This is a genomic window from Rhizobium etli CFN 42, from assembly GCF_000092045.1.
Taxonomy (GTDB): Bacteria; Pseudomonadota; Alphaproteobacteria; order Rhizobiales; family Rhizobiaceae; genus Rhizobium; species Rhizobium etli.
This window is the reverse complement of record NC_007761.1, coordinates 683,869-697,652: the sequence shown is the minus strand read 5'-3', so window position 1 is coordinate 697,652 and position 13,784 is coordinate 683,869. Positions and strand designations below refer to the sequence as shown.

At 60.1% G+C, this 13,784-nt stretch carries 12 protein-coding genes; 1 reads left to right on the top strand and 11 read right to left on the bottom strand.

Annotated features, from left to right (window positions below; genetic code table 11):
- Positions 1 to 153: 153 nt before the first annotated feature.
- From RHE_RS03425 to RHE_RS03385, 9 genes are all read right to left on the bottom strand, one after another.
- Positions 154 to 750, bottom strand: coding sequence for a lytic transglycosylase domain-containing protein (locus tag RHE_RS03425; protein ID WP_042117903.1), 597 nt, complete (start codon positions 748 to 750; stop codon positions 154 to 156).
- Complete coding sequence (fliK, locus tag RHE_RS03420) at positions 671 to 2,101, bottom strand: flagellar hook-length control protein FliK (RefSeq protein ID WP_041678546.1); 1,431 nt, start codon at positions 2,099 to 2,101, stop codon at positions 671 to 673. Before fliK ends, RHE_RS03425 begins: the two co-directional genes overlap by 80 nt.
- On the bottom strand, positions 2,098 to 3,393 hold the full coding sequence (gene motC, locus RHE_RS03415) for a chemotaxis protein MotC (protein ID WP_011424040.1): 1,296 nt from the start codon (positions 3,391 to 3,393) through the stop codon (positions 2,098 to 2,100). The genes fliK and motC overlap by 4 nt, the downstream gene beginning before the upstream one ends.
- A 10-nt stretch (positions 3,394 to 3,403) precedes the next feature.
- Positions 3,404 to 4,714 (bottom strand): MotB family protein, encoded by a 1,311-nt coding sequence (locus tag RHE_RS03410; RefSeq protein WP_011424039.1) that lies wholly within the window; start codon positions 4,712 to 4,714, stop codon positions 3,404 to 3,406.
- On the bottom strand, positions 4,711 to 5,340 hold the full coding sequence (locus tag RHE_RS03405) for a FliH/SctL family protein (RefSeq protein ID WP_011424038.1): 630 nt from the start codon (positions 5,338 to 5,340) through the stop codon (positions 4,711 to 4,713). The genes RHE_RS03410 and RHE_RS03405 overlap by 4 nt, the downstream gene beginning before the upstream one ends.
- 199 nt (positions 5,341 to 5,539) lie before the next feature.
- Positions 5,540 to 6,502, bottom strand: coding sequence for a flagellin N-terminal helical domain-containing protein (locus tag RHE_RS03400; protein WP_042119164.1), 963 nt, complete (start codon positions 6,500 to 6,502; stop codon positions 5,540 to 5,542).
- 302 nt (positions 6,503 to 6,804) lie between these two features.
- A complete protein-coding gene (locus tag RHE_RS03395) occupies positions 6,805 to 7,716 on the bottom strand; it encodes a flagellin N-terminal helical domain-containing protein (protein WP_011424036.1) in 912 nt (303 codons plus the stop codon).
- A 244-nt stretch (positions 7,717 to 7,960) separates the two neighbouring features.
- Positions 7,961 to 8,869 (bottom strand): flagellin N-terminal helical domain-containing protein, encoded by a 909-nt coding sequence (locus tag RHE_RS03390; protein ID WP_011424035.1) that lies wholly within the window; start codon positions 8,867 to 8,869, stop codon positions 7,961 to 7,963.
- 280 nt (positions 8,870 to 9,149) lie between these two features.
- Positions 9,150 to 10,055, bottom strand: a complete 906-nt coding sequence (locus tag RHE_RS03385) for a flagellin N-terminal helical domain-containing protein (protein ID WP_011424034.1) — start codon at positions 10,053 to 10,055, stop codon at positions 9,150 to 9,152.
- 492 nt (positions 10,056 to 10,547) lie between these two features.
- Here RHE_RS03385 and RHE_RS03380 point away from each other — a divergent pair, with 492 nt between their 5' ends.
- On the top strand, positions 10,548 to 12,464 hold the full coding sequence (locus tag RHE_RS03380; protein WP_042117898.1) for an O-linked N-acetylglucosamine transferase, SPINDLY family protein: 1,917 nt from the start codon (positions 10,548 to 10,550) through the stop codon (positions 12,462 to 12,464).
- Between the two features lie 70 nt (positions 12,465 to 12,534).
- On the opposite strand, the gene fliP is transcribed toward RHE_RS03380, so the two are convergent.
- Positions 12,535 to 13,272 carry a flagellar type III secretion system pore protein FliP gene (fliP, locus tag RHE_RS03375; protein WP_011424032.1) on the bottom strand — a complete coding sequence of 246 codons (738 nt, stop codon included), beginning with the start codon at positions 13,270 to 13,272 and terminating at the stop codon, positions 12,535 to 12,537.
- A complete protein-coding gene (locus RHE_RS03370; protein ID WP_011424031.1) occupies positions 13,269 to 13,775 on the bottom strand; it encodes a flagellar basal body-associated FliL family protein in 507 nt (168 codons plus the stop codon). Before RHE_RS03370 ends, fliP begins: the two co-directional genes overlap by 4 nt.
- Positions 13,776 to 13,784: the final 9 nt, after the last annotated feature.

Genomic DNA, 13,784 nt, shown 5'->3' with positions numbered 1-13,784 from the left:
GGCGATTTGATCTACATATAGTAGCCTGAATTGGATATCCACACAAAAGTTTCGTGGAAAAGTTAACGAGCGGTTAAATGTGACTTGCACACCGATTTGGCGCCGGATTCCTGCCACATTACGACACAGTTTCGTCACAATGTCGCTCTTCCATCAGTAGTTGAATCGATTTTGACAAAAGTTACTCGCATTGGGAGTCCACTTGCCGTAGCCGGTGGCCACCAAATTGGCGATGACGCGGCAGACATATTGCTTCTGCGCCGGGTTGTTATTCGGTCCTGCATGGTATCTCGCTACCGCCATCGTCCAGGTCTCGTGACGGTCATGCAGGTTGCGGAGAAACTTCGCCGCATACTCGACGTTGCGATGCGGATCGAACATATCTTCGGCGGTGGCGAAATTCTCGCCGTGATAATAGTGATTGATCTGCATGCATCCGATGTCGATGAGCTTCGCCCCGCCTCTGCGGGCGACATCGAACTGCCTCATCGCATCCTCTTCCGAGGGCGGAAAAATAGCCTTGCCTTCGACGTTCATGGCATAGGGATAGAGTGAACCCTTGCGGCCGGTCTCCGTCAGGCCGACCGAATAGAGGATGCCTTCGGGGATACCGTATTTGGCCGCAGCCGACTGGATTTCGCGTTCGCAGGCCCCGGTGGAAGCCGCCGCCTCAGAGGTAAACGCCCCCAGCACCGCTGCTGCGAACACCGCCAGCAGAGACGTCTTCGATACCGGTCTCGCCTGCGCCATTGAAGCCTCCATCCGTCCGCTGCGCCATCTGATTGTGGCGCTCGCGCGCCTCGCCGCCCTGCCCTTGCTGAGGGAGCGACTGCTGCTGGGAGCCCTGGCCCTGGCTGCCGGTCTGGTTGCCGGCGTCAGCGCGCTCGACAGGAGCCATGCTGATGGTGACATTGTCGACCGCATAGCCCTGGCTGCGCAAAGCTTCGAGAATCTTGCCGTGATCTTCCTTCAGCTGCCGGTAGGCTGCGCCCGTTTCGACTTTGAGGTCGACGTTCAGGGCGTCTCCGGTCAGGCGCATGGTCGCCGTCACCAGGCCGAGATCGATCGGGTTCATCTGGATCTTCAGCGTATTGACCACCTTGCCGGTACTCGTCCACTCCGCCGCGTTGGAGAGCGCCGAACTCGGCTGCATGGCGCGCGCCCATTCGGAATCGCCGGAGAGAGCGGCGGTGACCGCTGCCGAATTTGTATTCTGTGCCAGGCCGATATAGCGGCGCGATTCGAGGACCGAGACGTTTTCGACGTCGGTCTTCTTCGAGGCGTCCTTCGGCCCGGCCTGGTCCGCGCCGAGGTGAACGTCCATCGATACGCCGCGCCCGTCGGCGCGGCTGAGCCGGAAGGTTCTGCCGTCAGCGGCGTCGGCGTTCTCCGCACCTGGAACCCCGATCTCATCCACCTTAACGTCTTCGACATTGCCGCTGACGGCCGCCAGGGCATCGGTTGCGTGGCCGCTCGTTTTGGCGTCAGCCGCGGTCTTCTTGTCGACAGGCTCCCCGGGCGTGGCGGCGGCGAGATGCGCCGCGGCTGTGGCCGGCAAGACGACCGTCGCGCCGGGGGGCTCCTGCTTCAGCAGGCCGAGTACATCGGAAATGCCGCCGTCATCCTCCTCGCTGTCCGCATCCGCATCTGTTTTCGAGAGGTCGCTGTTGACGTGCTTGACGCCCTTGGCCACCTGCCCGGCCTCGTCGGCGGACGAATCCTTGGCATCGAGCTTGCCGAGATCGTCCGGCAATTTGCGCTGATCCGTTGCGGGCTTTGCGGCAGTCTTTTCGCCAATGGCGATCGTTTCCGGCTGCACCTCAGCCTGCGCCTTAAGGGCGGCGTCACTGAGATCGATCAACGGTTTGGCGCGGTTGCGGATCGTCCGCGCCACCTTCGCCGCGTCGCCATCGGCAACCACGCCCTGATCCGGCTGTGCATCGTCGGGCGCGTCGTTGGCGGCGCTGCCGCTCGCCTTGGCAAGCACATTGGAGAAGTCGCCATTCTGACCGGCGGCGTCACCCTTTCCAGCCTTCGCGGATTTCGCGGCCGCAGCCGCCTCCGCACCGGAGGCTCCGCCCGAGACGCTCAAATCCATCATTGTTCGTTGCCTTCCTGCGCCAGAAGACCATCGATCTCGTCGAGCTTGGATCGGCTGGTCGTCACAAATGCGTTGAATGAGGAGTCGGTATCCTGGCTCTGGCCAGTCGATGCCACACCTCCCGGAACAGGCTCGGGAGGCGCACCTGGCGTCCCCGGTTGCGTGGCTATCGCCGCAGCCTTTTCAGAAGTGATTTCTTGATGAGAAGTGTTAGGATTGGATGCTTGCGTCAAGCTTGCCGGGTCCGGCGCACGCAGAATCTGTTCGGCAACGGACCGCGCCGCCGCCTGCAGCGCCTGATCTCGCGGCGAAAGCGCTTCGCCGTCAATGCCACTGACATTCTTCGCCGCCTGGTCGATATCGTCCGTGGGAAGGCCGGCCATGCCGCCATAAAAATCCGCGAGCGGGCCGAAGGCATTGTCGGTGCCCGCGCCAAGCAACTGCACATGTTCGACCGCCATGCGCGCCAGCTCGGGCTTGCCCGCTATCGCGGCAGCGCGGGCGATGCGCAGATAGACCTCGCGCTGGCGCGGGGCATCCATGAAGGAGAGGATATCGACGACATCCTGCGGTTTCACGTCGTGATCATGGGCGACGACGAGCTTGACGAAGAGATCGGCGAACTGGCTGGCATAGGGCGAATGCAGGAAGCGTCTGGCATAACGCTGGGAATAGGCGAGCCCCTTGTCGAGCATTCCCTTGTCGACGCAGATGGCGAGGGAACGGCGCAAGGCCGCCTCCTCGACGATCGTGCCCGGCGCGGCAAGACGTGCCTGGTCGTAGAGGTCGAGCGCATCTGTCGGTTTCGTGGCGATCATCACGTTGCCGCCGATCAGCGCCAGGTATGGACCGATCTTCTTGTCGCGATATTCCCTGGCGGTTTCCTCCAGCGTCTTAGCGACGAGCAGCCCCTTGCCGGTCAGATATTTGCGCAGCACATCGGTGACGCGGTTGTCGAAATAGCCGTTGACGTCATGGGCGATTAGATATTCGAGCGTCTGGGGATTGCCGCCGCTCATCGTGTAGATCAGCGCCGCATCGACATTGCGGTCGTCATCGAAGATCTTTGTATCGGCCGTTCGCAGCCGCTCATCGATGGTGCCCAGCATGAAGCGCTGCATTTCGCCGGCCGAATGATCGCCAGCGACGACGGAATCCTGCACGAACTGCAGCGACCGCAGCATCTTGTACGGCGCAAGATCGTCGGGATCCTGCGCTTTGCCTGCGGCAGGCGAAAGCATCGCCAGGCCGAGGGCCATAAATCCGACGTAGCGATGCTGCCGACGCGCCATCCGACTATCCCTATTCCGCCTGCACCAGGATCTCGATCCGGCGGTTGGCCGCATTGAACGGGTCGGCGGGGAGCTTCAGCCGACGGTCGGCGAAACCGGAGACCTGGGAGACGCGCGTCTCGTTCAACCCGCCGCGCACGAGCATGTAATAGGCGCTCTGGGCGCGATCCATCGAAAGCCGCCAGTTCTCGTTCTGCCCACCCTTGTATTGGCGCCCGTCCGTGTGGCCGCGGATGGCGACTGCGCCACCCCTCTCCTTCAGGATCGTCCCGATCTTTTCCATGGCGAGCACCATCTCCTGGCGCGGAACAGCCGAACCGATATTGAACATCGAATCGTCGTTCTGGTCGGAGATGCTGACCAGCAGGCCGCCTTCGGCTGCCGTCACTGTCAGGCCTTCGGCGAGCTTGCCGGCAACACCGCCGATCTGTTGCGCGATCTGCGCCTGAAGCTGTTCAGCTTCCTTCTTCTGCTGCTCGGCCCCTGCCGCGTCCCTGTCGGCTTCCTTCTGATGCTCGGCGTCCTTCCGAGCTTCCGCCGTCTTCTCCTCAGGCGCCTTGCCATCCGTCACCTTGCCGTCCTTGGCCTCGGCGACGCCCATCGTTTCCTTGACTTCCTTGGCGGGCTTCTGATCGGTGGCCAAAGGCACCGGCTTCATATCCTCGGCCTTGGCGATCTCCGTCGTCTCGCTCTCGGCCGCCTGCCCCTCGCTCTTGCCGGGCAAGGGTTTTCCGGCCGTTGTCACCTCGACCTGCTTCGTCCAGAAATCCGGATCGAAAGGATCGCGATAGGCTTGCCCGCCATCGGCGCCGGTGGCAGGGCCGGAATCGGCGGCGCCGCCATCGCCCTTGGCGCTGACATTGGCCTGCTGGCCGACCTCCTGGGCGATCTCGGCGAGAACCGAATAAGGATTCTCGAAAAAATCGGCCTCGGAATAATTGGTCTGGTCGCCTGAGGTCGATGTCTGGTCGTCGCCATCGGCGGCGGACTTGCCCTCGGTCGGATTATCTTCCTTCTGTTTCGACTTTTCCTTCTTCTCCTCGCCCTCGGCATGGTCGACAGGCTTCTTCAGGCCTTTCTCGGTCGGCTTTTCGTCGGCAAGCTTGATCGGATTGAAATAGGTCGCAACCGCGGCCTTGGTTTCCTCGTTGGCGGCGTTCACCAGCCACATGACCAGGAAGAACGCCATCATCGCCGTCATGAAGTCGGCATAGGCAATTTTCCACGCACCACCATGGGCACCATCGTGATCACCGCCGCCATGCCGCTTGACGATAATGATCTCGTTTCTGCCGTGGTGATGGTTTTCGCCGTCGCTCATTCGAGAACTTTCTTCAGGCTGGCCACCCAGGCGGACATACGGGTGACGATAACGGATTCACCGATTTCGACGGCAAGATCGACATCGTCGGCCTCGATGTGCCGAACCGCCGCGGCATGTTCGCCCAGCTCGGCTTTCAATATGTCGAAAAGGCCGGTCGGCCCTCTGACGACGATTGGTCCGGCCGCGCCTTCGAGAATCGCTTCACGCAGCAAAGCGGCGAGACTTTCGGCAGCCTTGGCCGCAAGCGCGTCCGTCACGACGGGCGCAATGGCGATCGCCGCGCCGGCGCTGACCAGCTGAGCGACTTCTTCGGCGATATCGCGGACGCGGGATGCAATGACCGCCGCCGCCTCCACTTCATAGCGAATCTTCAGTTCCTCGAGCGCGCGCGCATGCGCCTCGGCCAGCGCGCGCGCCTCGCCTTCATATTTCTCGGTCAAATCAGCGGTCGCCGCGGCATGGCCTTGCGCATAGGCTTCGCGACGCTCCGCCTCGACGTCGACCGGCGGTTCGCTCGGCGTCTCCGGAAAAACATCTCCGGCCAAATCGTCGATATCGATGATCGGCGCTGACGGCTTCGGTTCGCCGAAGTCCTTCAAATACCGAGAAAGCGAAATGCTCATAGAAACCATCCAGCAACCGGAAGACGTGCGGCATGCCCGCCCCCGTTCAAAATGACCTGCGCGACATGTCCTTCGCAGCGAACAAGGGCTTGACCTTGCGCCGGCACGATTTTCGGACGATGCCTTCATGCCGGAAACTAGGAAGTCAAACTTGCGCGAAGATGAATGGCGCCGTCGCCATCAATGATCGCGCCCAGCTCTATTCCAGCAGAATGAGGATCTTGCTTGCAGCCGTGTTGAGAATAGAGATCGCTTCGACGGCCATCTGCTTCTGAGTTTCGATCGCCTTCTGGCGGATCGAGGCTTCATCCATATCGGTATCGACCAGCGCGCCGACGCTCTTGTCGATCGAATCCGACAGATCGGCCGCGTAGTCGATCTGATCGTCGATACGCGTCTTCATCACACCGATGGAGGCAGCCGTCGTCGTCAGCGACGAGAACAGGGCGTCGGTCACATCGAGCATGTCGACGAGCTGGGCGTCGGTGGTGTTCTTGTCGATCGCGATCTCGCTGCCCGTCGCCGGCGTGGTCGAACCGGCGTCCAGCAGATAATAGTTCCGCGGTCCGGTGCCGGTGTTGTTGATCGCCTGGGCATCAATCGCCTTGGTAAAAAGGCCGCCGCTCGCATTGTTCTTGTCGATGAGGATGGTCTGCGACGAAGGGAAGTCGATGGTCTGGGCCTGGTATTCGCCCGTCGAGGCGCGAACGAATCCTGAAATGACCGACCAAGTCGGCGGCGCGGTCTTGTCACTGTTCAGCAACCAGTTCTCGCCTGCAAACGACGTCGATTCGACGACGCTCTTCAGCTGCTCCTTATATTCGCTGATCTCGGCATTGATCTTGTCCTTGTCGGTGCCGGGCTCTCTTGCCGCAACCAGCTTGGCGCGGATCTGGCTGACGAGATCGATCGCCGAATTCATTGCCGTATAGGTCGCATCCACCTTGGCGGCGCCGAGACCGAGCGCATCGCCGATCGTGCCGAGATTGGTGCTGTCCGAGCGCATGACGGTGGCGACCGACCAGTAGGAGGCATCGTCTGCGGCCGTCTCGATCCGATAGCCCGAAGAAACTTGCTGCTGGGTCTGACTGGCTTCTTTGTTGATGCTGCGCAGCACCGCAAGTGCATTCACCGCGGCCGCGCTGGTAATCTTAACGGTCATCGACAGGGTCTCGGAATAAGATGAAAGGGCAGGCCGGATTGCCGGCGGCGACTGACGTGGCGTCATGCCTCCGGTGGGATTTCCACCGGCGTGTCGCAAAAGCAAATCAACTCAAGGTAAGGTTAACTCGATACCAAGCTGTTGGGCAAGAGCGCGGCCGGTAGCCGCAACCAGCATGTCCATAATTTCGTCAACCTATTGATATAATAGAAAGAACCGCGCCGTTTCGGACGCGGTTCTCGAGGTTTTGTGCTTGCCGCCGAATGGCGGCGCAAGATTCGGTCCAGCTTCAGCGGGCCGATTTAGCTGCGGAACAGGGTGAGGATGTTCTGCGCGCTGGAGTTGGCGATCGACAGCGACTGAATCGCCAGCTGCTGCTGGGTTTGCAACGCCGTCAGCTTGCTTGATTCCTCTTCCATGTCGGCATCGACGAGGCGGCCGACGCCCGAGTCGATCGAATCGCTGAGCGCTCCGACGAAGTTTTCCTGCAATTCGATACGGGTGGAAATCGAACCGAGCTGCGAGGCAGCCTTGGTCATCGCCTCCAGGCCAGCCTCAATCGACGTCAGTGCCATGGATATCTCGGCCGAACCGAAGGTGCTGATGTCCATCGAATAGATCGAGCCGATCGTGCCGTAGGACGTGCCGATAATGCCGGAGGTCGTCTCGATGGTGCCCGTCGAGGTCATGCCAAAGAGCACGTTGCCAGTGGAGCTCGTGTCCAGGACGTAGTCAGTGGTCTTGACCGAAACATTGCCATTGCCGTCGCGGACGAAGGTCGACACGACGCTCTTGGTGCCATCGGCGCCGGCGACCCAGTTTTCGCCGGAGAAGGAAGCCGACTGCGCGATGCTCAGAAGCTGCTGCTGCAGCTGGCCGATTTCCTCCTGGACCTTGGTCTTGTCGACGCCCTTTTCGGTTGCGGCAACGATTTTCGCCTTGATCTCGCTGATGACGTCAATGGCGCTGTCCATGGCGGAGTAGGCAGTGTCGACCTTGGCGGCGCCGAGACCGAGAGCGTCGGATACGGCCGAAAGCGCCTTGTTGTCCGAACGCATGGTCGTTGCGATCGACCAGTAGGCGGCGTTGTCGGACGCCTTTTCGACGCGATAACCCGACGAGACGCGGTTCTGCGTGCCTTCGAGGCTGTCATTGATTCCGCGGAGTGTCTGAAGAGCGGCCATCGCCGCGACGTTCGTCAAAATGCTGGTCATGAAATGATTGCCCCTTGTTGGCATCTGGGAAAAAGGGACATTCCGGAGTTACCGGGAACGGGGATCAGCCTCATGCCTGTTAACCGATTGTTAATGTCGGTTAACCCGCCGTCTCGTTGAGCTGAGAAGACAACATTATGGTTAATCAATCGTTAACGGAAATAAGAAAGCCGCGCTTCATCGAAGCGCGGCTCGAATAGGCGGTGCCCGCCGGAGACCGGCGGGCCATATTTTCTGGCGGTTATTAGCCGCGGAAGAGCGACAGGATGGTCTGCGAAGAGGAGTTGGCGATCGACAGCGACTGGACGGCGAGCTGCTGCTGGGTCTGCAGGGCGCTGAGTTTGGAGGACTCTTCTTCCATGTCGGCGTCGACGAGACGGCCGATACCGGAGTCGATCGAGTCGCTGAGAGCCGAGACGAAGTTTTCCTGAAGTTCGATACGCTTGGAGATCGAGCCGAGAGCAGCGCCGGCGCTGGTCATGGACTTCAGAGCCGATTCGACGTTGGTCAGAGCGGTCTGGATCTGGCCGAGGGTGAAGTTGGTGATGTCCATCGCGTAGACCGAACCCGTCGCGCCATTCGACGTACCGAGGATACCCGTGGAGGTTTCGACCGCGCCGTTGCTCATGCCGAACAGAACGTTGCCTGCGGAGCCGTCGTCGAGAACGTAGTCGGTCATCACGACCGATACGGCGTTGGAGCCGTCGCGGACGAAGGAAGCGACGACGTTCTTGGTGCCGTCAGCGCCGGCAACCCAGTTTTCGCCGGAGAAGGAAGCCGACTGCGCGATGCTGAGCAGCTGCTGCTGCAGCTGGCTGATTTCTTCCTGGACCTTGGCCTTGTCGACGCCATTTTCGGTCGCGGCAACCAGCTTGGCCTTGATGTCGCCGACCACGTCGATGGCGCTGTCCATGGCGGAGTAAGCGGTGTCGACCTTGGCGGCGCCGAGACCGAGAGCGTCGGAAACAGCCGACAGTGCCTTGTTGTCCGAACGCATGGTCGTTGCGATCGACCAATAGGCAGCGTTGTCGGCGGCCTTGCCGACGCGATAACCGGACGAAACGTGCGACTGCGTTGTCTGGAGACCCTGGTTGATGCCGCGCAGAGTCTGAAGGGCTGCCATTGCAGCATTATTGGTGTTGATGCTCGTCATAATATGTTTGCCCCTTGTTGGCAGATTTTAAAAAGGGACATTCCGGATTTCGGCCGGCCCACAGCGATCAGCATCATGCCTGTTAACCATTCTCGTTAGGGTTAACTCGCCGTTTCGATGGGCCTAGAAAACAGCAAGATGGTTAAGGAAAGCTAAATTCAAAATCGAAATTGCGTAAAAATATCTGATAGTTAGAGAGATTTTCATTAACCTTATGTTAAAACATTTCGCGGCCGGGGATGAGCCGGCCGCGAAACTTGAAAGCCTTGTGCCGACCGTTTTAACGGAAGAGCGACAGGATGTTCTGCGAAGAGGAGTTTGCGATCGACAGCGACTGGATCGCCAGCTGCTGCTGGGTCTGCAGAGCGCTGAGTTTGGAGGATTCTTCCTCCATGTCGGCGTCGACGAGACGGCCGATACCGGAGTCGATCGAGTCGCTGAGAGCCGACACGAAGTCTTCCTGGCTGTCGATGCGGCTGGAGAGCGAGCCGAGAGCGGCACCCGCGCTGGTCATCGACTTCAGAGCCGATTCAACGTTGGTCAGAGCCGACTGGATCTGGCCAGCGGTGAAGTTGGTGATGTTCATCGAGTAGATAGAACCGGTCGCGCCCGTCGACGTGCCGAGAATACCCGTGGAGGTTTCGACCGAGCCGTTGCTCATGCCGAACAGAACGTTGCCGGCGGAACCGCTGTTGAGAACGTAATCGGTCGTGGTGATCGATACGGCGTTGGAGCCGTCGCGGACGAAGGAGGAAACGACGCTCTTGGTGCCGTTCGCGCCGGCAACCCAGTTCTCGCCGTTGAAGGAAGCCGACTGAGCGATGCTCAGGAGCTGCTGCTGCAGCTGGCCGATTTCTTCCTGAACCTTGGCCTTGTCGACGCCGTTTTCAGTTGCGGCAACCAGCTTGGCCTTGATCTCACCGACGACGTCGATGGCGCTGTCCATGGCGGTGTAAGCGGTATCGACCTTCGCGGCACCAACGCCGAGAGCGTCGGAAACGGCGGACAGGGCCTTGTTGTCCGAACGCATGGTCGTTGCGATCGACCAATAAGCAGCGTTATCGGAAGCCTTTTCAACGCGATAGCCCGAAGAAACGTGGTTCTGCGTCTTGTTGAGGCCCTGGTTGACGTTGCGCAGCGTCTGGAGAGCGGCCTGCGCGGAAGAATTCGTGTTAATGCTTGTCATAAATCTGTCCCCTGGAAACTAGATACAAAAAGGAGGACATACCGGACTGTAGTACCGGCGATGACGGACCAGCTTCATGCTACTCGGCGCCCTGCTTGTTTTGGCCCAAACCCGTCATGTCCAGGGCAATCTCGCAGCCAATGCTTGCCAACTTCTTAAAAATACCGGTCTCGTTCTGGCCCTCACACGGCATAGTTAATGCCTCCTCACAAGCCTTAGTTAATGGCTGCTGAAGATAATTTTCGCATCTGAATTCCGAGCGTCGAAAGCGAGTTTGTACATGCGAAAAAGGGGCTCCTTCTGAAACAGGTGAGTGCTTTGCGGACGACGCAGGCGCAATGTCGCGCCACCGGTTTCAAGCAAGCTTCGAATGCCAATGTGTGAGATGCCGGGATAGCATCATCGGACCGATCCCTCGTTTTCGGGGAGGACGGCCCGCGTGCGTCGTCAAACGGCAGCCACGCCAGAATATTTCCTCGACGGAGTTGGGTTTTGAACAGCAAAGTTTCGTTCTCTGCGGCATCCAAAGATTACCAGGCAGGCCGCTACACAAAGTCCTTGGCGACGCTCAACCAGCTCATCGATACTCAGCAGGACGCCAAGACCTATGCGCTGCTGGCCAAGAACCTCGTGCAGCTCGGCTTCAAGGCCGATGCCGCGAAAGCCTATGGCCTGGCCGGCAATTGCGACGGACCGAACGCCTACGAATATCAGAAGCAGGCTGCCAAGCTCTATTATGAGACCGGCAGCGAGGACGAAGCACTGCTGATCGCCATGCGCAACCTCACCAAAGCGCAGGAAGATGCCGAACTCGCCTTCATCATCACCGCGATCTATCTGAAGCGTCAGCAGCGGGATATCATCCGTCCGTTCAAGACGGTGCTGTCGGAAAGCATGAATCCCGATCATATGCGCCTGGCGGCCCTGCTGCTCAGCGACGATCTCAACGACGCAACCAACCAGTCGCTTGCGCGCAACATCTTCAAACGTTTTCCGGGCAATCACGCCTTCCGCTTTCTTCACCTCGTTTTTGCCCGCGAATTCAACGATTTCGAAGAGGCGGCCAAGCATCAGGCAGTGATCGACGAAGCGCTGGCAAAGGGCAATGTCGAGATCCTGCGCAAAGACAACCCGTTCTATCATCTGCACTGGTGCGGCAACGAAGATTTCAACCGGTATGCGACGATCGGCACGACCCCACTTAATCAGGAGCGGGTCGCTTTGCGCCGCAGCCAGCCGCACACATGGTCGAACAAGATCCGCATCGGCTACATGTCATCGGACTTCTGGGATCGCCACGCGACGATGAAGCTGCTGCAGCGCATTCTCGAACTGCACGACAAGGACAGGTTCGAGGTCACGCTCTTCTGCCATACGGGCCCCGAATACCTGAAGCACAATGAGACCGATCGCAGCCGCTGGGGCAGGATCGTCGACATTCACGGCTTCTCCGACCAGGCGGTGCTGGCAGTCGTGCGCGAGCACAATATCGACATCATGGTCGATCTGAAGGGCCATACGTCAGGCAGCCGCGCGACAGCCTTCAACCAGCCGCTCGCACCGGTGCATGTCGGATGGCTCGGTTTTCCCGGCAGCACCGTCAACATCGACCTCGACTACGTCATCGGCGACCACTCCGTGCTGCCCGATGTGGCCAAGCCATTCTACCACGAGAAATTCTGCCGGCTTCCGGAGAGCTACCAGCCCAACGACCCGATGCATCGTCCGAAGCCGCGCCCCGTCACCCGTGAGCAGCTCGGCCTGCCGGAAGACGCCTTCATCTTCGCCTCCTTCAACGGCAACCGCAAGATCACCCCAGAAGTGGTCAACAGCTGGTGCCGGATTCTCAAACGGGCGCCGAACAGCGTGCTCTGGCTGATGGCCAATTCGCCACGCAACCAGGCGAACCTGTCGAAGCATTTCCAGACGGCAGGGATCTCGCCGAAGCGCATCATCTTCTGCCCGCGCGCGCCCTACGAAGACCACATCAGCCGCCAGCAGGCGGCCGACCTCGGGATCGACACCTTCCCGGTCAACGGCCACACCACCACCTCGGAGCAGCTCTGGGGCGGCCTGCCGGTCCTCACCGTCAAGGGCACCAACTTCGCCTCACGCGTCAGCGAAAGCCTGCTCAAGGCAATCGATCTGCCCGAACTCGTCGCAAGCGATCTGCAGGCATACGAGGATCTCGCCGTCGAGCTGGCGCAGAATCCCGCCCGGATCGCCGAATATAAGGCACATCTGAAAGAGCAGCGTTACATCGCGCCGCTGTTCGACGCCGAACGCTTCTGCCATCACCTGGAGCAGGCCTACGAAATCATGGCCGAACGGGCGAGACAGCGCCTGGCACCCGAGCACATGGATATTCCGGCGCTGCCGCCGCGCACGGCTCCCTTCGCGGCCGAGTAACGGCTCGACTGCATGAAAAACCCCGCCGGAGCGGATCCGGCGGGGTTTTCTTTTTTCCAAATACAGAGGGTCAGCTGAACGAGCGCACCAGACTGCCGACGAGCAGGTTCCAGCCGTCGATCAGTACGAAGAAGAGAATCTTGAAAGGCAGCGAGATCGAAGTCGGCGGCAGCATCATCATGCCCATCGCCATGGTGATGGTTGCGACGATGAGGTCGATGACGAGGAACGGCAGCACGACGAGAAAGCCGATCTCGAAACCGCGGCGAATCTCCGAAATCATGAAGGCAGGGATCAGCACGCGATAGTCGATCGGATCGGTCGTCTGGATATTCTGTCCACGTTCACGCGCGAGATCGACGAAGAGCGCCAGATCCTTGTCGCGGGTATTGGCCGCCATGAAGGTGCGGAAGGGCTCGGCGATGCGCTGCACCGCCTCCGTCTCGTTGATCTGGTTGGCAAGCAGCGGCTGCACGCCGTTCTGCCAGGCTTGATCGAAAGTCGGCGACATGACGTAGAAGGTCATAAAGAGCGACAGCGACAGGAGGATCATGTTGGACGGCGTCGAGGAGAGGCCCATCCCTGAGCGCAGGATCGAGAAGGCGATGACGAAACGCGGGAAGCTCGTCACCATGATCAGGATGCCCGGCGCGACCGAAAGTACGGTCAGCAGGCCGAAGGTGCGGATGATCCAGGCGGCGACGGAGCCATCGACCGGCACATTCAACAAGTCGGTCGGCAACTGCTGTGCCACCGCCAGTTCCGGTACCGCCATCATGGCGGCAAGGAAAACTATGAAACGAATCATTCGATGACAAAGGTCCTGAACATGACCTTCGATACCCGCCCTTGCGAGCGAAGGTCAACACGTTCCTGGATGTCATCCTTGAGATATTGAAAGCCGCGCGGCCCCTCGATCTGCTGAAGGGAAACCGTCCTGATATAGGCGAGGATATCCTGGTGAATGTCCTCGGCGACCTTGACGTCGGGCGGCCCGTTGAACAGCAGCGCGACTTCGAGTCGGACCCAGTTTTCGGAGGGGTAGGCGAGGTTCGATGTAATCGGCTCGAGCTGGACGACGTTGTTGGCCTCAGTCGAGATGCGCGCCAGACCTTCCTCGGCCTTCTTCTTGGCCTCGGCTTCCTTGGCCTGCTCTACCTCCTTGGCACCCTTGATTTCGGGCGCGACGATCGTGCCGACCGCCCAGCCGCCGCCGGCGCCGAGGAGCGTCAGGACGGCAATGCCGATGATCGTCATCAGCGGGCCGGATTTCTTCTTCGATTGACCTGCGCTTATGTCTTCGTCTGCCATCGTCGTCTG